At 32.2% G+C, this 22,470-nt stretch carries 19 protein-coding genes; 10 read left to right on the top strand and 9 right to left on the bottom strand.

Translation table 11 applies throughout. The annotated features are described in order from the left end of the window. Nucleotides 1-194: 194 nt before the first annotated feature. Nucleotides 195-1,187 (bottom strand): D-lactate dehydrogenase, encoded by a 993-nt coding sequence (locus J3R86_RS11150; RefSeq protein ID WP_207517354.1) that lies wholly within the window; start codon nt 1,185-1,187, stop codon nt 195-197. Nucleotides 1,188-1,921: 734 nt separating this feature from the next. On the opposite strand from J3R86_RS11150, the gene J3R86_RS11145 reads away from it, so the two are divergent. The 3 genes from J3R86_RS11145 (at nt 1,922) to J3R86_RS11135 (ending at nt 3,340) form a co-directional block, all read left to right on the top strand. Further along, entirely contained in the window at nt 1,922-2,170 is a 249-nt protein-coding gene (locus J3R86_RS11145) for an AbrB/MazE/SpoVT family DNA-binding domain-containing protein (protein ID WP_207518556.1), read from the top strand. After that, nucleotides 2,167-2,502 (top strand): type II toxin-antitoxin system PemK/MazF family toxin, encoded by a 336-nt coding sequence (locus J3R86_RS11140; protein WP_207517353.1) that lies wholly within the window; start codon nt 2,167-2,169, stop codon nt 2,500-2,502. Before J3R86_RS11145 ends, J3R86_RS11140 begins: the two co-directional genes overlap by 4 nt. Nucleotides 2,503-2,677: 175 nt before the next feature. Beyond that, complete coding sequence (locus J3R86_RS11135; RefSeq protein WP_207517352.1) at nt 2,678-3,340, top strand: NAD(P)H-dependent oxidoreductase; 663 nt, start codon at nt 2,678-2,680, stop codon at nt 3,338-3,340. A 66-nt stretch (nt 3,341-3,406) separates the two neighbouring features. Here the strand turns inward: J3R86_RS11135 and J3R86_RS11130 are convergent, their stop codons facing one another. Together J3R86_RS11130 and J3R86_RS11125 are read right to left on the bottom strand one after the other, a co-directional pair. Further along, a complete protein-coding gene (locus tag J3R86_RS11130) occupies nt 3,407-4,216 on the bottom strand; it encodes a VOC family protein (protein WP_207517350.1) in 810 nt (269 codons plus the stop codon). Nucleotides 4,217-4,470: 254 nt separating this feature from the next. Continuing rightward, nucleotides 4,471-4,752, bottom strand: coding sequence for a GNAT family N-acetyltransferase (locus tag J3R86_RS11125; protein WP_002463360.1), 282 nt, complete (start codon nt 4,750-4,752; stop codon nt 4,471-4,473). A gap of 195 nt (nt 4,753-4,947) precedes the next feature. Here J3R86_RS11125 and J3R86_RS11120 point away from each other — a divergent pair, with 195 nt between their 5' ends. From J3R86_RS11120 to mhqD, 4 genes are all read left to right on the top strand, one after another. Next, nucleotides 4,948-5,871 carry a metal ABC transporter solute-binding protein, Zn/Mn family gene (locus J3R86_RS11120; protein WP_207517349.1) on the top strand — a complete coding sequence of 308 codons (924 nt, stop codon included), beginning with the start codon at nt 4,948-4,950 and terminating at the stop codon, nt 5,869-5,871. A 189-nt stretch (nt 5,872-6,060) separates the two neighbouring features. Then, on the top strand, nt 6,061-6,495 hold the full coding sequence (mhqR, locus tag J3R86_RS11115; protein ID WP_207517343.1) for a MarR family transcriptional regulator MhqR: 435 nt from the start codon (nt 6,061-6,063) through the stop codon (nt 6,493-6,495). 72 nt (nt 6,496-6,567) lie between these two features. Further along, nucleotides 6,568-7,536 carry a ring-cleaving dioxygenase MhqE gene (mhqE, locus tag J3R86_RS11110; protein ID WP_207517342.1) on the top strand — a complete coding sequence of 323 codons (969 nt, stop codon included), beginning with the start codon at nt 6,568-6,570 and terminating at the stop codon, nt 7,534-7,536. Between the two features lie 37 nt (nt 7,537-7,573). Beyond that, nucleotides 7,574-8,167, top strand: a complete 594-nt coding sequence (gene mhqD, locus J3R86_RS11105; protein WP_207517341.1) for a methylhydroquinone degradation carboxylesterase MhqD — start codon at nt 7,574-7,576, stop codon at nt 8,165-8,167. 18 nt (nt 8,168-8,185) lie between these two features. Here the strand turns inward: mhqD and J3R86_RS11100 are convergent, their stop codons facing one another. Further along, entirely contained in the window at nt 8,186-9,280 is a 1,095-nt protein-coding gene (locus J3R86_RS11100; protein ID WP_207517340.1) for a YkvI family membrane protein, read from the bottom strand. Between the two features lie 336 nt (nt 9,281-9,616). Next, entirely contained in the window at nt 9,617-11,350 is a 1,734-nt protein-coding gene (locus tag J3R86_RS11095) for an IS1182 family transposase (RefSeq protein ID WP_242685728.1), read from the bottom strand. Between the two features lie 752 nt (nt 11,351-12,102). On the opposite strand from J3R86_RS11095, the gene ltrA reads away from it, so the two are divergent. Further along, a complete protein-coding gene (ltrA, locus tag J3R86_RS11090) occupies nt 12,103-13,389 on the top strand; it encodes a group II intron reverse transcriptase/maturase (protein WP_207518488.1) in 1,287 nt (428 codons plus the stop codon). Between the two features lie 106 nt (nt 13,390-13,495). Here the strand turns inward: ltrA and istB are convergent, their stop codons facing one another. The 4 genes from istB to J3R86_RS11070 form a co-directional block, all read right to left on the bottom strand. Next, the gene (gene istB / locus J3R86_RS11085; RefSeq protein ID WP_207516745.1) at nt 13,496-14,260 is read right to left on the bottom strand and encodes an IS21-like element helper ATPase IstB; all 765 of its coding nucleotides are present in this window, start codon (nt 14,258-14,260) and stop codon (nt 13,496-13,498) included. After that, nucleotides 14,253-15,539, bottom strand: a complete 1,287-nt coding sequence (gene istA / locus J3R86_RS11080; protein WP_207516747.1) for an IS21 family transposase — start codon at nt 15,537-15,539, stop codon at nt 14,253-14,255. Before istA ends, istB begins: the two co-directional genes overlap by 8 nt. Nucleotides 15,540-15,692: 153 nt before the next feature. Further along, nucleotides 15,693-17,657, bottom strand: coding sequence for a fructose-1,6-bisphosphatase (locus tag J3R86_RS11075; protein ID WP_207517339.1), 1,965 nt, complete (start codon nt 17,655-17,657; stop codon nt 15,693-15,695). 285 nt (nt 17,658-17,942) lie between these two features. After that, nucleotides 17,943-18,554, bottom strand: coding sequence for an undecaprenyl phosphate transporter UptA (locus tag J3R86_RS11070; protein WP_207517338.1), 612 nt, complete (start codon nt 18,552-18,554; stop codon nt 17,943-17,945). A gap of 514 nt (nt 18,555-19,068) precedes the next feature. Between J3R86_RS11070 and J3R86_RS11065 the strand changes: the two genes are divergently transcribed. Then, entirely contained in the window at nt 19,069-20,346 is a 1,278-nt protein-coding gene (locus J3R86_RS11065) for a pyruvate MFS transporter (protein ID WP_207517337.1), read from the top strand. Between the two features lie 299 nt (nt 20,347-20,645). Beyond that, nucleotides 20,646-22,466, top strand: coding sequence for an FUSC family protein (locus J3R86_RS11060; RefSeq protein ID WP_207518555.1), 1,821 nt, complete (start codon nt 20,646-20,648; stop codon nt 22,464-22,466). Nucleotides 22,467-22,470: the final 4 nt, after the last annotated feature.

Raw genomic sequence — 22,470 nt, 5'->3', positions numbered from 1 at the left:
TGCAAGACGGGCATATACGAAATAAATTTTATATAAAATTTATTTCTGTCCCACTCCCAATAGAATATAAAAAACGAGCCACCCAGATTAACATGGGTGGCTCGTCATATATTTAGGTTATCTATTTGTTGTATTGATGGAATGTAAGTAGAAAATATCAGTCCACTTTGTTAAAGTACTTATATTTATATGAGTTAGTTTAGACGACTATCGCAAGTACCAGTTTCAATGACTGATAATGCTGCGTTTAAACCACCTTCAACTAAGTTTTGGACAGCTTCATCTGAGAAGAAAGCGATATGTGGTGTGACTAAAATTTTATCGTTTTCAATTAATTCTACTAATGTTGGATCATCAATTTCTTTTTGAGTCCAATCATGTGTGAAGTATGGTGCTTCATTTTCATAAGTATCAATAGCTGCGCCTGCTAATGTACCATTATTTACTGTGTCAATTAAATCTGGTGTATTAATAACAGCACCACGAGCAGCATTGATTAAGATAGCACCTGGTTTTACTTTATCAAACATAGCTTTATCAAATAAATGATGGCTATCTTTATTAGCTGGGACGTGTAGTGAAATGATATCAGCGTCTTTAATTGCTTCTTCAACGCTGTCTTTATAAGTTAAAAAGTCTAAATCTTTATTAGGATAAGCATCATAAGCGGTAATTGTAGCACCAAAACCAGCATAAATCTTAGCAGTAGCAGCACCGATAAGACCAGTACCAATGATAGCAACTGTCATATTTTTAACAGGTTTAGACACAATGTCAGCTTCCCAAGTAAAGTTATTTTCTTGTACACGACGCTCAATTTGTGGGAATTTACGTACTAATTGTAAAGCGATAGATACAGAGTATTCAGCAATTGTTTCTGGTGAATAACTTGGAATATTTGAAATAATAATATCGTGTTTTTTGGCAAGATCTAAGTCATACATATCGAATCCAGCAGTACGTTGTGCAATTTGTTTAATACCATATTCTTCTAATTTAGGATAAACATCTTCTTCAAGTTTACCAAATTGCATTGTTGTTACACCGTCATAATCTTTAAGTTGGTCAACCGTATCACTAGATAAAAGTTCTGTAGAAGTCGTTACGTCGATATTGTGTTTTTTAGCCCAATTAAGTGCCATATCTTTCTCATAATCGCGTGTACCAAAGAACATAATTCTTGTCATTATTAAAAACCCCTTTTTATTAGAAAATTTAAACTTCGTTATATCTATACTGTAACATAAAAAGTTAATTGTGAAAATAATCACAATTAAAATAAATCATTAAATTGAGAAATTAATAAAAACACTATATTCCAGGCTGCTAATTTTCTAAAATCTATAGGAAAAAGTAGCCTAGTATTTGTTGAATTCTCAATTTATGATAATCTATGTATTTTTCTACAGGATAAATTACAATGTTATTAAAGCAATTGAGCACATTGTTCCATGCATAATTCCCTGAACGCTTTTATGATGAATAGGTGTAGATGATTAGTGATTAATTAACGCTGTAACTTTACGATAAATGTAGATATAGTTGTTGTTTTAACATAAATCAATGGCTTTTTTAGCAATAGAGTTTATTTTGATTCATTTTTCATCTATAATATGTCGGTTTGGGTATGTTTAAAACTTCAAGTATTATTTTGAATGCGTACGTATCCTTTAATTATTCCACAAATTCTAAAACTACTGCTGGACCCACTTATTTTCCAATTCTTTGTGTTGTTTACATTTGTTAATCATATTGTGTTATCGAATCATATAATTATTCATAATCAAATTATCTCCAATATGTAATTATTAAGGTATTAAATAAACTATTGGAACCTTATATATAATGTATTTACGTGAGTAAGTACGAGCGATATAATACGAGAAGATAGGAGATGATACACATGGCTAAAACAAATGATATAAATAAAACCAATGAACGTGTCTTTAAATCAGGCAATAGTAAAGCGCTTAGTTTAAGCAAACAAACACTCCAACTAATTCATTTTGAAATAGGAGATAAAGTTGAAGTACAACAGATGAATGATGGTATATTCATCAAGAAGAAAGAAGAAACAATTGAAGATAAAATTACCAATTTCTTTAAAAACGGTGGTAAGTATATCAAATCTGAAATTGATTTTGGCGAAAGTATCGGTAGAGAAATATGAGTGTTAAGCAATTCGACATTTTATACATCGACCTAGACCCAACAAAAGGTCGCGAAAAGCAAAAGATACAACCATGTTTAGTCATCAACAACGATATGACAATTAAAGGCACAAATTTTGTGTGGATCTTGCCAATCACAAGTCGTGAACCGAAATTTCCAACCGATATAGAAGTTAAATCTAAAAAGCGATTAGTTACAGGTGTGATTGATACTGTACAAATACGCGCGTTAAATCTAAATGCACACGAGTATAATTATAGAGACGAGTTACAAGACAGCTTGAAAAACGACGTCTTACTAGCCATCAATACTTTTCTAAAACCACAATAATAAAAATCTCTCACAATTAAAATAGTTGTTGTTATTGTATAAAATTTAAAATGACGGTTAAAACGTATGAATAGGTTATTTAATATACAATATCAAACACAAAACCAATTACTTTCGACTTTGTCAATTCTAACTTATAATTTGAATACAAATGACATGTTGGAGGGTATGTTCAATGAATAATATTAATCAAACGATTATTGATGCATTTAATTTTAGACATGCAACAAAACAATTTGATTCAAATAAAAAAATAGCTACAGAAGATTTCGATACTATTTTAGAAGCGGCAAGATTATCGCCAAGTTCACTTGGTTTAGAGCCATGGAAGTTTTTAGTTATTCAAGATCAAGTGTTACGAGATGAGTTAAAAGCGTATAGTTGGGGAGCAGCTAAGCAATTGGCGACTGCGAGCCATTTTGTGTTAATTTTAGCGCGTAAAAATGTGACTTCTAAATCTAAACATGTACAACATATGATTAGAGATATTAAACAATATGAAGCGTCGACAATTCCAGCTGTGGAACAAAAATATGATGATTTCCAAACAGGGTTTCATATCAATGATAACGAACGCACATTATATGATTGGGCAAGTAAACAGACGTATATTGCTTTAGGAAATATGATGACAACAGCTGCATTATTAGGTATTGATTCATGTCCAATGGAAGGATTTGATTTAGATAAAGTGACTGATATACTTGCTAACAAAGGTATAGTAGATACAGAACAATTCGGTCTTTCTGTTATGGTAGCATTTGGTTATAGACAAGATGATCCCCCTAAAGAAAAAACACGTCAAGCACAAGAAGACGTTATTGAGTGGATTGAATAACATAATAATGAAAAAATGGCCACTCTGCATACTCGATATTATGAGTAATGCACGGTGGCCTTGTTACTATGATTTAACTGGAACTAGATCTGTATTTGAATGAACCGTAATCGTAAATCCTTCAGGTGCATTGAAGTTGTATTCATCAACATTAGGTTTATAAATATCAATATGAGTTAAACCATAACTTGACTGATTATCTAGACGTTTTTGATTAGATTGCCACATATTGGCAGCCATATGGTGATGATAATGATTCGTAGACATAAATAAAGCACGCGGTAACACGGAAATATGTTCTAATCCTAATTGATCAATGTAAGTATGACGCGCATCATCTAAATCATGTGTTTTAAGGTGTAAATGACCTATCATAGCGCCATCGGGCATACCTTGCCAACCATCTAATGTACGTTGTTGAATCAGTGCTTCGCCATCAACTTCTAACGTATCCATTTTAACTTTATCATCTTCCCATTGCCATTCATCAGCAGGTCTATCATGATAAACTTCAATACCGTTACCTTCTGGATCATTAAAATATAAAGCTTCGCTGACAAGATGATCTCCAGCACCCATTCCCATACCTTTTTGAGCTACAAAATATAAAAAGTTAGCTAAGTCTTCAGTGGTTGGTAGTAAATATGCGATATGGAAGAGGCCGGCTTCGCGAGGAGAAGGCTCACGTCCGTCTACTAATAATTGTAAAGTGATTGTGTGACCACCACTGCCAACAGCTAATATGACTTTATTGTCATCCTGTTCTTTTATTGAGAATCCTAAAATAGTTGTATAATAGTCTGTCATCAGATTTAAGTCTTTAACATTTAAATTAATATTTGTTACTTGTGTTGCTGTTATATCATGAAAAGCCATAATAAGTCGCCTCAATTTCTTTCTCTAGTATATTTATATTATTTAATATAAAAAGTATACTACTTTGAAATATAAAAGTATAGTAAAAAATAAAAAAGGAGTGGGTCTATGAAATAAATTTTCGGAAATTTATCTCGTAGTCCCACTCCAGCAGTATCTGATTTATCATCATTTTCATCATTCAGTCAGTTACTTACAACCACACTATATTAACTATCAATGTTGTTTGTCACAGACACTTTGGTAAATGCTTATTATCCTAAATAAACATCTTGGAAAGTATCATCTTTTTCTAAAACATTTTTAGCAAATGGGCAAGTTGCAATAATTTTAAGATTATTGTCACGTGCATGTTGTACTACAGCTTTAACTAACTTCGTACCTACACCTTGGCCGCCTAATTCATCTGATACACCAGTATGATTAATATCAATTTCATTATTATCTACATATTTAAATGTGATTTCTGCTTGCGGTTGGTCTTCATTGTCACCAACGTAAAATTTATTATGACCTTGTTTAATTTCAATACTCATAATTGTATCAACTCCTTATATATATTATATATTCCCTTGTTTTTATGAACCAAACCTTGCATGTGTTTAATGATGTTAAAAATTGTTTTGAATCAGTGTTATGTAAATATGACGATTCTAATTATTTATATTGCATTTTAAAGTCAATTAACATATAGTTGAATACGGAATAATTACGCTTTGGAGGACATCTGATTGAAAAAAATAGTATTAATTGCAGCATTGTTGATCATGTCGATAAGTATAGCTGCTTGTGGTAATAATAACGAACATAACAAAGATAATATTAGTGAAAAAAATAAAATGAAAATCTTTACTACGACATTTGCATTTCAAAGTATCACGTCTCAAATTGGTGGTAAATATGCTGAAGTAAAATCAATATATCCTGCGGGTGCAGACATTCATTCTTATGAACCAACGCAAAAAGATATGTTACAAATTGCTAAGGGAGATTTATTTATTTATTCTAGTAACAAAATGGATCCAGTTGCTGGTAAAATTGCTAAGTCTATTAATAATAAAGAGATGAAATTACCTTTAGCTGAGTCATTGAAGTCTTCTCAATTATTAAAAGCTGATGAAGATGAACATTCAGAGTATGATCCTCATATTTGGCTAGATCCAGTAGTAGAACGCACTTTTGCCAAAGAAATTAAAAATAAATTAATAGCACAAGATCCTAAGCATCGTTCATATTATGAAGATAATTATAAAAAAGTGGATAAAGACCTAGAACATATTAACGAACAATTAGTAAAAGCAACTAAACATGCTAAACGTCATAAAGTAATTATTTCTCATGATTCTCTTGGATACTTAGCTAAACGTTATGACTTTGAACAAGAGGGTGTCAACGGCATGAATGATGAAGAACCTAGTCAGAAAAAAGTATTGAGCATCGTTCACGATATTAAAGATGCTAAGATGCCGTATGTATTATATGAGCAGAATATTTCATCAAAAGTTACTGATGTTATAAAGAAAGAGACGAATACAGAACCTTTAAGTTTCCATAATATGGCAACCTTAACTAAAGAAGAACAAAATCAAGATATAACATATCAATCATTAATGAAGAAAAATATTCGTTCATTACAACAAGCATTGAATGATTAAACAACATACTGACATAGCACAGTATGAATTAAACTAAACAGGGGTATCTGATGCCTCTGTTTTTATTGTTTCAGTACAATCGTTGATGTGGTAGCTTTGACGACAGCATAAGCTAAGGTGTTGACAATATAAAATACTAGGTATATAATTTATCTCGAAATCGAAATAAATAAGAAAGGCGGTGGTGAAATGGAGCGAACTAAGCAATCACTTAACACCTTTGTAGGTATGAATAGAGCATTAGATAAGCTAGAACAAATCACTAAAGAAGATGCTAAGCGATATGGTTTGAATATTACTGAGTTTGCAGTTCTAGAATTACTCTATAATAAAGGGCCGCAACCTATTCAACGTATTCGAGACCGAGTATTAATCGCAAGCAGTAGTATTTCGTATGTTGTGGCACAACTTGAAAATAAAGGATGGATCACGCGTCAGAAAGATACTACAGATAAAAGGGTTTATATGGCTTGTTTGACTGACTATGGACAACAACAAATGGCTACTATTTTTCCACAACACGCTGCAACGTTAACTGAAGCATTTGGAGTATTAACAGACGACGAATTAATGATCTTACAACAGGCTTTTAAGAAATTAAGTGCACAATCTACCAAAGTGTAAATCGTGCACTAAAAAATTAGCGAGAATTATCTCGAATTAGAAATAAATTACAAAAGAGAGAAGGCATTTATTATGACAAACAATACTCAATTATTAGGAATTCACCACGTTACTGCTATTACAGATGATGCGGAACGTAACTATAAATTTTTCACAGATGTATTAGGTATGAGATTAGTTAAAAAAACAGTAAACCAAGATGATATTTATACGTATCATACTTTCTTTGCAGATGATGTTGGTTCTGCTGGTACAGATATGACATTCTTCGATTTCCCTGATATTCCACAAGGTCATTCAGGTACAAATTCAATTTCTAGACCATCATTCCGTGTGCCTAATGATGCAGCGCTAGAATATTATGCACAACGTTTTAATGACTATGGTGTAAAACATGATGGTATTCAAGAATTATTTGGTAAAAAAGTATTGCCATTTGAGGAATCTGATGGACAAGTGTATCAACTTATTTCAGATGAAAATAATAAAGGTGTAGCGCCTGGTATTCCTTGGAAAAATGGTCCAGTACCACAAGATAAAGCTATTTATGGTTTAGGTCCTATCGAAATTACAGTAAGCTACTTCGAAGACTTTAAAAATATTTTAGAAACTGTTTATGGTATGACTACTATTGTGAGTGAAGAAGATGTTGCATTACTGGAAGTTGGCGAAGGTGGTAATGGCGGACAAGTCATATTAAGAAAAGATACTGAAAGCCCTGTAGCACGACAAGGTTATGGTGAAGTTCATCACGTATCATTTAGAGTAAGTGATCATGATGCAATTCAAGCATGGGCTGATAAATATGAAGAAATTGGCTTATCTAATTCTGGTCTAGTAGATCGTTTCTTCTTTGAAGCATTATATGCACGAGTAGGTCATATTTTAATAGAAGTATCAACTGATGGCCCTGGATTTATGGGCGATGAACCTTATGAAACATTAGGTGAAAGTTTATCATTACCACCATTTTTAGAAAGTAAAAGAGATTATATTGAATCAGAAATCAGAGCATTCGATACAACAAGACAGCATGATTAAGTATGAGAAATGACTAAAAGGATTGGAGGATAATGATATGAAACATATATTTAAACCAGGTAAACACGAGTCACCAACGCTAATTTTATTACACGGTACGGGTGGCGATGAACATGATTTATTACCTTTAGGTGAAGCGTTGAATCCTAATTACAATTTGTTAGGTATTCGAGGACAAATTTCTGAAAATGGCATGAATCGTTATTTTAAGAGATTAGGTGATGGTATTTATGATTTAGAGGATCTTGAATACCGAGGCCAAGAATTGCTGAATTTTATTAAAGAAGCGGCTGAAACGTATGATTTTGATCTTGAAAAGGCCGTACTAGTCGGATTCTCAAACGGCTCTAACATTGCTATTAATTTAATGTTACGCCCAGATGCACCTTTTAAAAAGGCATTATTATATGCACCATTATACCCATTAGATATTGCTGACAATAAAGATATGAGTGATGTGTCGGTATTGCTATCAATGGGTGAAAATGATCCAATGGTTACACTTGAAGGTAGTCAACATGTGATTGATTTATTTCAATCACGAGGTGCTAATGTGACTGAAGTATGGGTTAATAGTCATGAAATTACACAACAAGGTTTAATAGCAGGGCAACAAGTATTAGACAATTAATAAGAAAAAAGCTGGTCGTTAACGTCTTTTGTCAGACGGACGATCAGCTTTTTTTGAGTTGGAAAGGTGATTAATAACACCTTTATAAAAAATTGGAATGAGTAAAATAAATCCAAAGATGCCCATTAATGGGAATAATTTACCAATTAAAGAAATAAAGCCTATAAAAGTACAAATATAAGTTAATACGGCCATTGCAATAATCAACATAAAATAACGTGTTGAAAATGGGTGACTAAAGCGTGTAGCAAACGCATACATTAATCCTACTACAGTGTTATAGATAACGAGTATCATGATCACTGACATAATTAAGCCAATCGATGGTGAAATATGATTAGCTAATAATAAAGCTGGTAAAGGTATATGCTTAATTTGGTTAAATTGCGTCAGTAATCCTAAATTAATCATTAATAGTAGAAAAGTGATTAATAATCCACCTAGTAAACCACCATAAAAAGCAGATTGACGATGTTTAAGTCTTCCACCCATGACTGAAAGGAAACTAAAGGCAGCAGCGATTTGTAAACTAGCATAATTGATAGCATCAAACCACCAGTGAAAGGTTGCAGATTGATGTTCTGATGCATATTGGTTAGCAGACTGAATATCCATTGAGCCATTGGTGAAGTAATAGATAGCTATAATTGTGACAATTGCTACTAAAAACGGTGTGACACCCCCAAGTACTGCTATTAAACGATCAAATTTTAAAAATAAAGTAGCAGCTATACTGATGACAATGATTAGCGAACTAAGCCAATAGGGTAAATTGAAACTTTGATGTATCGTTGCAGCACCACCAGCTGTCATAATGATGGCTAATGACAGTAGAAATACCGTTAAAATAATATCAAATAATTTAGCGATGAATGGATGTAAAAAATAATGAATAGAATTTGTATGATTAGTAGATTGAAGTTGATATCCCGTTTGCATGACAATAATGCCACCAAAAGTAACGATGATACCAGTAACGATAATACCGATGATACTGTATGAACCATGGCTAGTGAAGAATTGGAAAATCTCTTGTCCAGTAGCAAAACCAGCACCTACTACGACACCTACAAATGCAAAAGCAACAATAATTGTCTCCTTGATAGAACTCATGATATACATAACCCTTCAGTAAATAAAAGTATAAAATAATATAAAAACTCAACAACACATTTTAAAGCAAATAATAGAAAAAATAAAGTTTTGGCTTTTTTAGGAGATAAGTCTATAACTCTTGTAGTAATCGAGCGTGTAGAAAAAGGAATATAATTGTTGCCAAAAGTAGCAATAGCGCTAGAGCTTCTAATTATTAAAATAGAAAAATACAGTTGTTATTGTCATACAACTGTATAGAGTCTGGGACAAAAACATGTCACACTTAAATTCAAGCATTTGGCAGTAACTGTCTGGTTTGTAAAATGTTGATAAATCAACGTTTTACAAACCTAGTCAGTCTTGCCGGGGTGGGATTACGAAATAATTTGTTATGAAACAATTATTTCTATCCCACTCCCTAAGAGCCTGGGACATTAAGTTCTTGGTGAAAGTAAAAAAGACAATTTCTATTGAAAATTGATAGAAATTGTCTTTTTCATTATTAATTTTGAAATAAACAGCTCCTTGAGCTGCTAGCTTCCTTATGTTAACTGCCATTAATACAAATCCAAGTTCACGTTTAACCTTATCGAGTCCTCGAACTGACATTCGAGTGAACCCCAAAATAGCCTTCGTGAATCCAAAAACAGGTTCTACGTCAATTTTTCTTTGACTATAGATTTTTTTCGTTTCTGGCTCAGAAAGCTTTTGATTTACTTGAGATTTAAAATACTCCCAATTATAATTCTTCATTATTTTTTTATTTGTTTTTGACTTTGATTTCATACATTGATGTTTGAGTGGACAATCTGTACAATCATCACATTCATATAATTTAAAATCTCTTTTGAATCCATATTTATCATTACGATAAGCATATCGTTTAAATCCTAATCGTTTTTGATTTGGACAAATAAATTCATCGTTGATTTCATCATAATCCCAGTTCTGAGTATTAAAAATGTCACTTTTAAATTTTTTAGTTTTATCTTTAATAAACATTCCATATGTAATCAATGGTGTTCTATTAAAATCATCGATAATAGCCATGTAATTTTGTTCACTACCATAACCAGCATCAGCGACAATATACTCAGGTAAATAACCGTAGGTTTCTTTAATTAAAGTTAAAAATGGTATTAAAGTTCTAGTATCTGTTGGATTTTGGTAGACATTATATGATAAAACAAATTGCGAATTTGTCGCTATTTGTAAATTGTATCCTGGTTTAAGTTGTCCATTTTTCATATGATCTTCTTTCATTCTCATAAAAGTAGCGTCATGGTCTGTTTTAGAATAACTATTACGGTCTTGAAGAATTGCTTTTTGTTCTTCGTACTTCGACTTTCGGTCAGAATAATCATCAAATTTCTTTTTAACTTTTTTTATTTTAGTTCTTTTTTGACGAGTTTGCTTTCTTAGTTCTGGTTGTGTTTCATTATCAATTTGTTGATTTAAATCTTCGATTTCTTTATCCAAGTGACTACCGATTAAATCAATATCTTCTTTTGATAAATCAGTATCTTTATCTTCTATAATCTCTGGTATAATTTTATCCTTTACTAATTCTTGATAGATTGTTTTTGAATTTTCGTTTATATCTGTTTCATAATTTAAAATACTTTTCTTCCATACGAACGTATATCTATTGGCATCAGCTTCGACTTTGGTTCCATCGATAAAAATAGCTTGGTCATCAATAAGATTTTGCTTTAGACACTGACTATGAAATTGGATAAATAAAGATTCAATTAAGGCATCTGTTTTAGGATTGACTCTGAATCGATTAATTGTTTTATATGAAGGTGTTTGATTTTGAGACAACCACATCATACGAAGACTATCATTGAGTAATCTTTCTATTTTTCTTCCAGAATATACAGATTGTGTGTAGGCATATAGAATAATTTTTAACATCATTTTTGGATGATATGAAGTCGCACCACGATAATGTTTGAATTCGTCGAATTCTCTATCTGGTATGCTTTCAACTATGTCATTAACGTATCTTGAAATATCATTTTGAGGAATTTTTACTGAAGTTTCCATTGGTAGTGTAAGTTGAGTCATGTTATAATCTTTATACATAAGACACCTCGTTAATTTGGTTTATTGGTATTTATTAAATTATACGAAAGTGTCTTATTTTTTTGAAGTATTTACATGTAAAATTACATAAAAAACGAAGTATTGTAGTGAAGACTCCTGAGGGAGCAGTGCTAGTCGAAGACTACAGGCTGAGACAGCACCCTAGGAACGCGAAACTACAATACGGAGTATTGAACATAAAGAAGCACAAAGACGATTTAACAATAAAATCATCTTTGTGCTATTATTGTGCGCCCGGCATGGGTAATTACTAGACGGTGAAAGTCCGTTACAGGCTTGGTAGTAGGAACTGTTAGCGAAAGACAAGGGTGTCCATTGTGAAATGGAATCTGAAGGAAGTCGGACGCAAACACTCGCACTGACGAACAGAAATATCATACAAGGCTATGTGGAATGGATGAATCTGCAATACAAGATAAAGTCCGATACTACCCGAGTTCTATATAGTAAATGATGCAGTGGAATGAGTGGAAAGTGGTTACTCTTACCCGGGGAGGTCTCATCAGCGATAAAAAAAATCGTAGTAATAACGAATGATGAGAAGTCAGCAGAGGTCATAGTAGGTAGAAATACTGAAGGACTGAACAATATTCATACAAAGTAAAGAATGGAGGTTAGAGATTTACAACGTACAGAATACAATTAATGATTGGCAACTCATAGAAAGATAAGTAGTGGAACGAAAAAGGATATATGAGTGCGTACAGTAAATCTTAGGTGAAATGAAAGAAATGTATCGTGAGTCTCCATCTATGATGGAGCTTGTTGTAAGAGAGAATAATATACAAAAAGCAATTAAGAAAGTGAAGAAAAACAACGGTGCACCTGGCATCGATGGCATGCGAGTAAGTGAATTAACATCACATTTCGCAAAATACTTTCCACAAATTAAACAAAAACTGCTTGATGGCACGTATAAGCCACAAGCAGTAAGAAAGGTTGAAATACCTAAATCAAATGGGAAAAAGCGCGTGCTTGGAATCCCTGTCGCAAGAGACAGAGTTATCCAACAAGCCATTAAACAAGTCATTGAACCTAGTATCGACCGTACTTTCTCAAAACACAGTCATGGCTTTAGACCGAATCGTAGTACAGGAACTGCACTTAAAGAATGTGCAACATACTATGAAGAAGGTTACTTAGTTGCAGTTGATTGTGATTTAAAACAGTGCTTTGATATGTTGAACCATGATAAATTAATGTATCTATTTGAACGACATGTTCAAGATAAAGCCATTTCTAAATTTATTCGTAGAAGCCTACAGGTTGGTGCAATCGACCTCAATGGTAATTATCGAAGTAGAGAAATAGGTGCACCGCAAGGTGGTGTTATTTCCCCGTTACTTTGTAATATTTATCTTCACGAATTAGATAATGAATTGGAGAAACGTGGTCATCGCTTTGTTCGTTATGCAGATGACTTCGTCATCTTTGTACGTACAAAACGAGCGGGTCAACGTGTCATGGAAAGTGTGACAAAGTTTATCGAAAAAGACCTTAAACTTATTGTAAATAGTGAAAAGAGCAAGGTAGGTTCTATCACACGTTTAAAGTTCTTGAGTTGTCTAATGACCAAAGTAAATGGCACTTATCGTTTCAGACCGACTATGGAAGCAAGAAGAAATTTAAAACGCACCTTAAGACGTCTAACGAAACGAAATAGACCAGGTACCTTTAAAGAGATTATATCAGAAATTAATCAAGTAACACGAGGGTGGATAAATTACTTTGGTAAAGGATTTATTACAGGTTTTGTAACGAAGTTACAATCATGGTTAAACCGACGCATTAGACAACTAATCCTCAAAAGATGGAAAAGAATAAAAACCAAATATAAGATGTTACGTAAGTATGGACTTGACCATAAGAGTGCAATGAAAATTGCCAATTCAAGAAAGAAATACTGGCGCTTATCATCAACGCATGAAGTTCATCGTGCACTTACAACAAAACGTCTCTACAAGTGGGGGTTAGAACCATTAACCCAACTCGCAGAGACGGCTTACGCAAGATATTGAACCGCCGAGTACGGAACCGTACGCTCGGTGGTGTGAGAGGACGGATAATCTGTAAATGTCAATAAAAGAATGTACAAAAATGATTGTTTAAGAATGTACAAAAATGTCATTCTGTCTTTTCAACTTTCACAAAATGGTCTTTTAACCGATAAGACTTCCCAGTTATTTTTATGACATTTGAGTGATGTAATATGCGATCTAAAATGGCATTAGCTATTTTAGGGTCTTCAAATATTTCATTCCATAAATTGAAATTAATATTTGTAGTAAAAATGGTACTTTTCTTCTCATATCTTAAATCAATCAGTTGGAAAAAGAGTTTGGCATCTTCACTATCAATAGGTAAATAGCCTATTTCATCAATAATTAGTAATTTATATTTACTATAGTGCTTGAGTCTATTTTCTAACCGATTCTCTAATTGAGATTTTTTCAAATTTTGTATTAAATCATGACATTTAATGAAATACGTACTTACTCTTTTTTTCGCTGCTGACATACCAATTGATGTAGCTAAATGGGTTTTACCTACACCACTTGGACCTAAAAAGACAATATTCTGATGGTTTTCTATAAATCGTAAATGAGTAAAATCTACGATTTCTTGTTTATTGACGTTAGGTTGGAATGAAAAGTCAAAGTCGCACAGTTCCTTTTTAAAAGGGAATGCTGCTACCTTAACCATTGATTCAATCATATTCTTTTCTTTAACTGCGATTTCATAATCACTCAATTTAATTAAAGTATCAATAAATGATAAATCGTTAGTGATACTAAAATCTATCACTTCATCTAAATGAGTAATCATTTGATTCATTTTTAGATATGACAGATTATCTTTTAAACGTTGGTAGTTAGTAATATTATTCATCATACATCTCTCCTATCGTTTTTAAATTATCTAAGGCCAGCTGATTAATATCATCATGGTCTCCATAGGAGACAGCTAGCGTTTCTAAATAGTGTTGTTGCTGATAATTTAATTTATGATGGGTAATAGGATGCTCAACGATTAATTTGGTGTTATAATAAACAAACAAACGTTGATCATAAACTTGAACTTCAACCGTTTTTCCATAGTATTCAGCAGGAACTGAGTACTGATTGGAGCGATATGTAATCATATTCGAACGATTGACTTTCAAATATTTATGTTCTACTTTATATGAGTTTCTTACATGGACATTGGGTAATGGCTGTAAGAAGCTCTTTTCTTTTTTTACTTCAATAATTGGTATTTTTCCTGTCCCATTATGCACTGAGTAATTCAAACGATCATTTAATTCGTCAATAAATTGTGGAATTTCATGTAAGTATAATTGTCCTTGATAGGCATGAATTTCATCTAATATTTTCATAATGGATTCAACTTTACCTTTCGTTCTAGGACGACCAGCTATACACGGCTTCACTTTAAAATTAAAATCATCAGCGAATTGTTTGAATTTAGGATTAACTTGTCCACTAAACGTTTCAGTCCTAGGTTGACTCATCACTGTTTTCATATTATCTGTAACAAGTTCCTCTGGAACACCTTCAATAGATTCAAAAGCTTGAACCATTAAATTAAGTAATACATCTAATGATTTACTCATCGTAACTTGCATAATTTTGAAGCGTGAATATGACAGGAGTAAAACACCAATATTTAAAGATACCTCTTGATGATCCTTCGTTTTAAATCTTATATCTTCCTTCCAATCAAATTGAGCTTGGCAACCTGGTTTTGTTTCAAATCTAGTTGTTCCAACAGGCGTTGACTTTTGTCGTCCTTTTTTAAAATAATTATTGAATAAATCATGTTTTCTTATATATGTTCTAAATGTGGAATACGCACAATTTAGACCATGATTATCTTTAAGGTATTGCCATAACACGCGTTTATAAAAGAATTTCTGTTCACATTCTTCAGACAACAATTCTTTTATTAAATCATAATAGGGATCAATTTTAGATTGTTTTTTTCGATTAACCGAAGGTTTAAAGCCATTTAAATATTTATCTATTGTTCTTCGATCTACATTCATTTGTCTTGCGATTTCACTTTTATTAATTTTCATGTTTAAGCTCTCCATAACAATTTTTAATTTTGGTAAATCTGAAAGAGTTGTAACTTCATAATCTGTATTTATATCTAAAGATAATTTCATTGTTATTCACCTCAATAAAATTATCTCTAAATTTTACAGATTGTACATACTTAAACAGTCAAAAGTGTACATTATTAAATTATCATTTCCAGATAATCAAATAATGGTTATCCTCCTACTCGATTTTGGGATTTATGTCCCAGCCTCTAAACATTAATCTAAATAGCGATCATGCATTAACATTTTTAATATATCGATTTGATCTTGTAGTTCTTTACCTTTGTTGGTATCTCTAATTTTTTTACGTTGTAATTCTTTGTCGACGACGCGTTTGATTGATAATTCATCAATGCCATCAGCTAATATTTTTTCTTTGGCATTGAATTCTTGATGAGCTACCAGCTGCATACCAAATGAATTATATAATAATGTATAACCAGCGATACCTGTCGTTGATTGATACGCTTTTGAAAAGCCACCATCAATAACTAACATCTTTCCTTCAGCTTTAATAGGATCTTCACCATTAATCTCTTTAACTGGTGTATGGCCGTTAATAATTCGACCCTCATCTGGATTTAAACCAAAGTCGCTCAACATTTTACGAATCATAGTGACATCTTCTCGTAAGTGATAGTATGGATTTTTCTCTTCTTTATGAGACGTTTTGTCTTCAATAAAGTAACGTTCGAATGTTGTCATCGCACGTTTGCCAAATAGTGATGAATATTTCCCAGTCCATAAATACCACACTAAATCTGTTGATAAATCATCAGTTTCTTCCTTATGATCAAAAGATTTCCTAACATGATATTCAAACACATCAATTAATTCACGACCACTGTATGATTGTCCATCAATTTCAAAAGATTCCATTTCACCATTATCATCAACTGGAATACAACCATGAATTAATAAATTACCATTATATGGAAGATATAGTGTTCCTTTACGCATTAAAAAGGACATATGGCGACGTAATTTTTCAGATTGTTGGAATGATAATAAAAGTTTATTTACGACTTCCTCTTCTTCTGGTAGTAGTTTAGCAGGATCATTAGGATCCACTGTTTGGAAACATGTATCTTTTAATGGATATGTATGGCCATAAATTGTAATGTCGTTAGTGTCATAATTCACTTTTTCTAACACGAGACGTTCGTCCATTTCGAATGTAGGACGACGTTTAATAATCGGCATTTCTAATTTGAATTGAATCATCGCTATAGCTTGATGTATTTTAGTGATTTGACTTTCTTCACGTTGTGTTAGACGTTCGTGTTTATCTGGACGTTTTTTCGGTTTAAAAGCAGGATTATCACTGTCGTAGTATTTTTCAGCTAGTGTTAATAATGGTCGTAAGTTAATACCATAAGCATCTTCGATAATATCTAAATTGTCATAGCGTGCACATATACGTAATAAATTAGCTAAACATACTTTTGAACCAGCATAAGCACCAATCCAGAGTACATCATGATTACCCCATTGAATATCTAAAGAATGATAATCAATTAACGTATCCATAATTTTGTCAGGTTCGGGACCACGATCGTAAATATCCCCAACGACATGTAGATGATCCACGACTAAACGTTGAATGGTATAGGCTAAACCAATAATTAGATCATCAGCTTGTTTTAATTCAATCACCTGATTGACTAATGTTTCATAGTAAGACTTTTTATTGTGAAATTCGTTGTTTTTATAGAGAAGTTCTTCAATAAGGTAAACAAATTGTTTTGGTAACGCACGACGTAGTTTTGAACGCGTATATTTGGAAGAACAGTATGTAATCAATTCAATAAGATGTTCGATAGTTGTGATATACCACACATGAAGATGACCAGCAGTTTGAAAGTCACTTTTAACTAACTTTAATTTATCTTCAGGATAATAAACTAAAGCTGTTAAATCGTTTAATTCTTTTGGAGTTAGCTTATCTTTGAAAATGTCTTCAATTTTAGCACGGACATTACCAGAACCATTACGTAAGACATGTTGGAATGATTCATATTCACCATGTAAATCACTAACAAAGTGTTCTGTACCTTTAGGTAATTCTAGAATAGATTCTAAATTAATAATTTCAGTGGCTAACTTTTCTGGAGAATCAAAACGTTGCGATAATAAATCGAGATACTTGTTCTTTAATTCTTTTTCAGTTATATGAGTCATAAAATAAGTCACTCCTGTTATGTATTGAAAGATAGTTTATTAATGGGCTTTGACTCAATTATCAAGAAAGCGGATACAATTTTCAATAAGAATGCTTAAAATCATCATAATAATGATCATAAGGTAATAAGAATAAGATGATACGACAATTTGACAAAATAAAAACACCTCGGCAACAATCGAGATGTTTACTGCGTTTCTCTAACAAATCAGACTGATATTGTTGAGGGTTTAAATATACATTTAAATAAACAGTCTAAAAAGTAGGGAATCTATACTTCAATATTATTTGACTTTTTTACGTTTAGTAAAGTAGCGGAAGATTAAGTATATGACAGCAATGATAATAACAACATACATAATGCGAGAATATGTATGTAATCCAGTCATTAAAGTGCCAAAGCTATCACTTAATGCACGTCCTAGCAAGATTAAACCAAAGTTCCAAATTGTAGTACCAATTAAGGAAATAACCGCAAACATAACAACGTTCATACGATTAACACCTGCTGGAATAGTAATCAACACACGTAATACTGGAATAAAACGACAAATGAATACTGCCCACATGCCATACTTTTTAAACCAATTATTGGCACGTCTCAAATCATCACTTTTCAATTTAATCCATTTACCGTGTCTATCAATAAAACGATATAAACGTTCTTCAGAAATAAGGCGACAAATATAATAGAGGATAAGCAAGCCGATAAATGATGCTATCGTTGCGATTATAAACAATGTGACAAGAGATAGATGAGATTTAACCGACATTAGTCCTGCAAAAGTTAATATAATTTCAGAAGGGACAACAGGTAATACATTTTCTAATAAGATTAAAATAAAAATAGCAGCATAGCCAAAACGACTAATAAATTCAGTAATAATTTGTTCCATTTATAATTAATATCTCCTTTAAAATTCAAACAGCTCAAAAGCAGTGTAATAATTGCAATCATTACCTCAAAACGTCTTAGACTATATTATAAGCAAAAATATAGATAAATGCTTGTAAAAAGAGAAAGTTAAGTTAAATGAGTACTTAATTATAAGCATAAAAAAGTAAGGCTATGACAAAAACCTTTTAGACTTAAATTTAAGCATTTGGCAGTCACTGTCGGGTTTATAAAATATTCCCAGATAAAGGCATTAAGCTTTATTAGAAGTTGATATCATAGGAAACTATGTGTCAAAAAGTAGCTTTTTAGTGTTTTTTAGACAAAAATTTTACGGAATTTTATAAAATATTTATATAACGTATTGTAAACGCTTACTCGGTTTGGTAAGATTATAAAAAATAACTTTGATTCATTGGTAATAGTAATAAAGGGAGAACATGAGACACGGGGCATGTTCAGTCATTTACCATTCCAGATTAAAGTGAAAAAAATAAGGGAAGTAGGAAAAAATTATGAAAGAAAAACGTACAAACGTTAGGTGGATGTTCGCGCTAGCATTCTTTATTATTGGGGTAATTGCGTATATGGATAGAGCCAATATTTCATATATCGCTCAACAAATGATGGATGATTTGGGTATGACTAAGACCCAATTTGGTCTATTAGCATCATTCTTCTCATTAGGTTATGCATTAATGCAAGTTCCTTCAGGTATGTTAGCTGAAAAATTTGGACCACGCAAAATGATTACCATTGCATTAGTATGGTGGAGTGCATTTACAATTCTAACGGGTATGATTAAGCATCATGGTTTAATTTATTTGGTTAGATTCTTATTTGGTGTTGGAGAAGCACCTATGTATCCATCTAACGCTGTGTTCAATTCATTTTGGTTTGCTAAAAATGAAAAAGGTCGTGCATCAAGTGCATTACTTGCCGGATCATATTTCGGTCCTGTGCTTGCACCTATCGTAACAATTGCCATTGTAAATACATTTAACTGGCAAGCAGTATTTTACATATTCGGTATAGTAGGTATTTTAATAGCTATTTTATGGGCAATCATTGCTAAAGACTTACCAGAACAACACAAAATGGTTAACGAAGCAGAAAAACGTTTCATTATGGAAAATCGTGACATTGTGGCAACTGAAAAATCTTTACCACCATGGAAAAATTTCTTAAGTCACTTTAGTTTTTATGCGATAGCGATTCAATATTTTGTAGTACAATTCGTTATTTCATTATTCTTAATTTGGTTACCGACATACTTAGCTGAACAATTTCACGTCAACTTCAAGAGTATGGCAATTAGTTCGTTACCATGGTTAATCATGTTCTTCTTAATTTTATCTGCAGGAGCAATTTCTGACAGTGTATTAAGATTAGGTAGTTCAAAATTTGTGGCACGTGGTGTCATTGCCATTGTTGGATTCATAGTGTTTTCAGTTTCTGTGGTTTTTGCAGTTCATACTGAAAATCTATATGTAAGTATCTTCTGGTTATCGTTATGTCTTGGTGGTGTAGGTGTTTCTATGGGTATGAGTTGGGCTGCAGCTACTGACTTAGGACGTAACTTCTCTGGTACAGTATCAGGGTGGATGAACTTATGGGGTAATGTTGGTGCTTTGCTTAGTCCATTACTAGCTGGTTTCTTTGTAGATAAATTAGGTTGGACTATGACGTTCCAATTATTAATTGTCCCAGCAGTCATTGCTATTGTAATGTGGTTCTTCATCAAACCGGATAAAGCACTGGTCGTTAGCGACGATAAAATTGCGCAAAAGTAACTCATGAAATGTATTAAATAGACAAGTCTTACCAATTTTACGTAAGGCTTGTCTATTTTTATTAAAAAAATTACAATTTAAAGTTTTTTAAAGATAGATTAATACACATAAAGTGGTATAATGAGAAACGTTGTTTCTTTAAAAAGAATAGTGACAAATTAAAATAATAGTTAGATTTACATTTTTTTAACAATTAAACTAGGAAAGGAGAAGCTGCAATGACATCTTTTTTGAAAGCGTTGATTAAATTTAACACTAAAAATATAGATGTTTATAGAGGCATTAGACAAGGCTTACTAATGGTGATTCCAGCACTTCTTGGATATTTACTCGGAAATTTCCAATTTGGTTTATTAGTAGCCACCGGAACGTTAGCGCATATTTATGTTTTCAAAGGCTCACCTAAGTCAATGTTGCGTACAGTAATATTATGTAATATTGCCTTTGCATTTTGTATGATATTAGGTACTTTGACAGCTAATGAGCCATTATTATTTGGTATTTTATTATTAATTGTAACTGTCATACCGTTTTATATTTTTACAGCATTAAAAATAGCAGGACCGTCTTCGACATTTTTTATTGTAACGTTTAGTTTGCCAATCAATCTTCCTATCGCACCAGAAGATGCATTGTTTCGTGCCTTTGGAATTTTAGTTGGTGGTGTTTTAGCGACAATTGCCGTCATCTTAACGATCATAGTTACTAAAGATAAGACTGAACAACAAGCAATTAATGATGATTTCGATTTATTAAGTCGACTATTACATAGTTATAATAACCAAAGTGAATTTGAAGAAGTAACTAAATCTGCTGTGAATGTATTTAAAGCATCAGACAAATTATTAATTACTTCTAACTCAAAAAATGGTAAATTAAGTACTAATTTTCAAAAATTATTATTACTACATACATCAGCACAAGGTATTTATTCAGAATTACTAGAGTTAAATGCCAAAAATATTAGACCCTTACCTCAAGATATTATAGAAATGATGGATTATATTATAAAAAAAGTGAAAAAAGAGGATTTAAGTGAAAATGTTTGGGGTAAAGAAATCGATGTTATACCTCAATTTGATGGATTACTACATCATATCTTAAAAATCGATGAAATGATTCATGCAGATTCACATCGTATAGAACACGAAGCAGAAATACGCACCCCTTTATATACGAAACGTATATATCAAAATTTAACATTAGATTCATTAGTATTTAGAAATACGTTGCGTTATTCAGCTATTATGATGGCAGCGATTTTTATTGCACTCATGTTTGATTTTGACAAAGCGTATTGGATTCCACTATCAGCACATACAACACTTCTTGGAACTTCTACAATCCATTCTTTAGAAAGAGGTATAGCACGTGGTCTAGGAACAGTATTAGGTGTTCTAGCATTATCAGTTATCTTATTAGTGACGTTACCTACACCGATTGCGGTTATCGCTATGGGGATAGCAGCTATGTTAACTGAAATGTTCGTTGGAGCAAACTATGCTTTTGCGGTAATATTTATTACCATTCAAGTCATTTTATTAAATGGTTTAGCTTCTCAAAATTTAACAATAAATATTGCATTTCCACGATTAATCGACGTCATTATGGGTGTTATTATCGCAATAATTGGATTGTTTATCTTAGGACAACGTACGGCATCTTCTTTATTACCAACTGTTATTGCAGAGGTGGTTCGTAAAGAGGCCATAATGTTCCAATATTTATTCTCAAGTAATGGCTATCAAAATGAACGTTATCAAAAAACAGAATCATTACATTTATCAGTGAGAATGAATAATATGACTCAAGTGTATAGTGCAGCTAACGGCGAATTATTTAGTGATAAGCAAAAGACACAAGCATATTATCCGAGTATTTATGCATTAGAAGAAATTAGTTTTATGTTAAATAGAGCAATGAATAATCGTCATAGATATACGATTGATGATCAGCAAATGGGAGAGTATTTAGTTGCTTTCGAAAATATTGCCAAATATTTTGAACTAGGTACAGATTTATCAATAACTACATTACGGGACTTACCACAATATAATTATATTCAAGCAGCTTTAATGCATATCCAACTTAATAGTAGTACGGTTAATGATTTAAATTAAAAAA

This window comes from Staphylococcus simiae (assembly GCF_017357005.1).
GTDB classification, from domain to species: Bacteria; Bacillota; Bacilli; order Staphylococcales; family Staphylococcaceae; genus Staphylococcus; species Staphylococcus simiae_A.
Note: the sequence above shows the minus strand (reverse complement) of the source record. Positions and strands in the feature narration are given on the sequence as shown.

Bases quoted from the DNA above. Each gene is read 5' to 3' on its own strand.
- mhqE (WP_207517342.1), top strand. From the start codon at position 6,568: ATGACAAACAATACTCAATTATTAGGAATTCACCACGTTACTGCTATT.
- istA (WP_207516747.1), bottom strand. From the start codon at position 15,539: ATGAAATTATCTTTAGATATAAATACAGATTATGAAGTTACAACTCTT.
- J3R86_RS11140 (WP_207517353.1), top strand. From the start codon at position 2,167: ATGAGTGTTAAGCAATTCGACATTTTATACATCGACCTAGACCCAACA.
- mhqD (WP_207517341.1), top strand. From the start codon at position 7,574: ATGAAACATATATTTAAACCAGGTAAACACGAGTCACCAACGCTAATT.
- J3R86_RS11060 (WP_207518555.1), top strand. From the start codon at position 20,646: ATGGTGATTCCAGCACTTCTTGGATATTTACTCGGAAATTTCCAATTT.
- J3R86_RS11150 (WP_207517354.1), bottom strand. From the start codon at position 1,187: ATGACAAGAATTATGTTCTTTGGTACACGCGATTATGAGAAAGATATG.
- J3R86_RS11130 (WP_207517350.1), bottom strand. From the start codon at position 4,216: ATGGCTTTTCATGATATAACAGCAACACAAGTAACAAATATTAATTTA.
- J3R86_RS11125 (WP_002463360.1), bottom strand. From the start codon at position 4,752: ATGAGTATTGAAATTAAACAAGGTCATAATAAATTTTACGTTGGTGAC.
- J3R86_RS11070 (WP_207517338.1), bottom strand. From the start codon at position 18,554: ATGGAACAAATTATTACTGAATTTATTAGTCGTTTTGGCTATGCTGCT.
- J3R86_RS11065 (WP_207517337.1), top strand. From the start codon at position 19,069: ATGAAAGAAAAACGTACAAACGTTAGGTGGATGTTCGCGCTAGCATTC.
- J3R86_RS11100 (WP_207517340.1), bottom strand. From the start codon at position 9,280: ATGAGTTCTATCAAGGAGACAATTATTGTTGCTTTTGCATTTGTAGGT.
- ltrA (WP_207518488.1), top strand. From the start codon at position 12,103: ATGTATCGTGAGTCTCCATCTATGATGGAGCTTGTTGTAAGAGAGAAT.
- istB (WP_207516745.1), bottom strand. From the start codon at position 14,260: ATGAATAATATTACTAACTACCAACGTTTAAAAGATAATCTGTCATAT.
- mhqR (WP_207517343.1), top strand. From the start codon at position 6,061: ATGGAGCGAACTAAGCAATCACTTAACACCTTTGTAGGTATGAATAGA.
- J3R86_RS11095 (WP_242685728.1), bottom strand. From the start codon at position 11,350: ATGTATAAAGATTATAACATGACTCAACTTACACTACCAATGGAAACT.
- J3R86_RS11135 (WP_207517352.1), top strand. From the start codon at position 2,678: ATGAATAATATTAATCAAACGATTATTGATGCATTTAATTTTAGACAT.
- J3R86_RS11075 (WP_207517339.1), bottom strand. From the start codon at position 17,657: ATGACTCATATAACTGAAAAAGAATTAAAGAACAAGTATCTCGATTTA.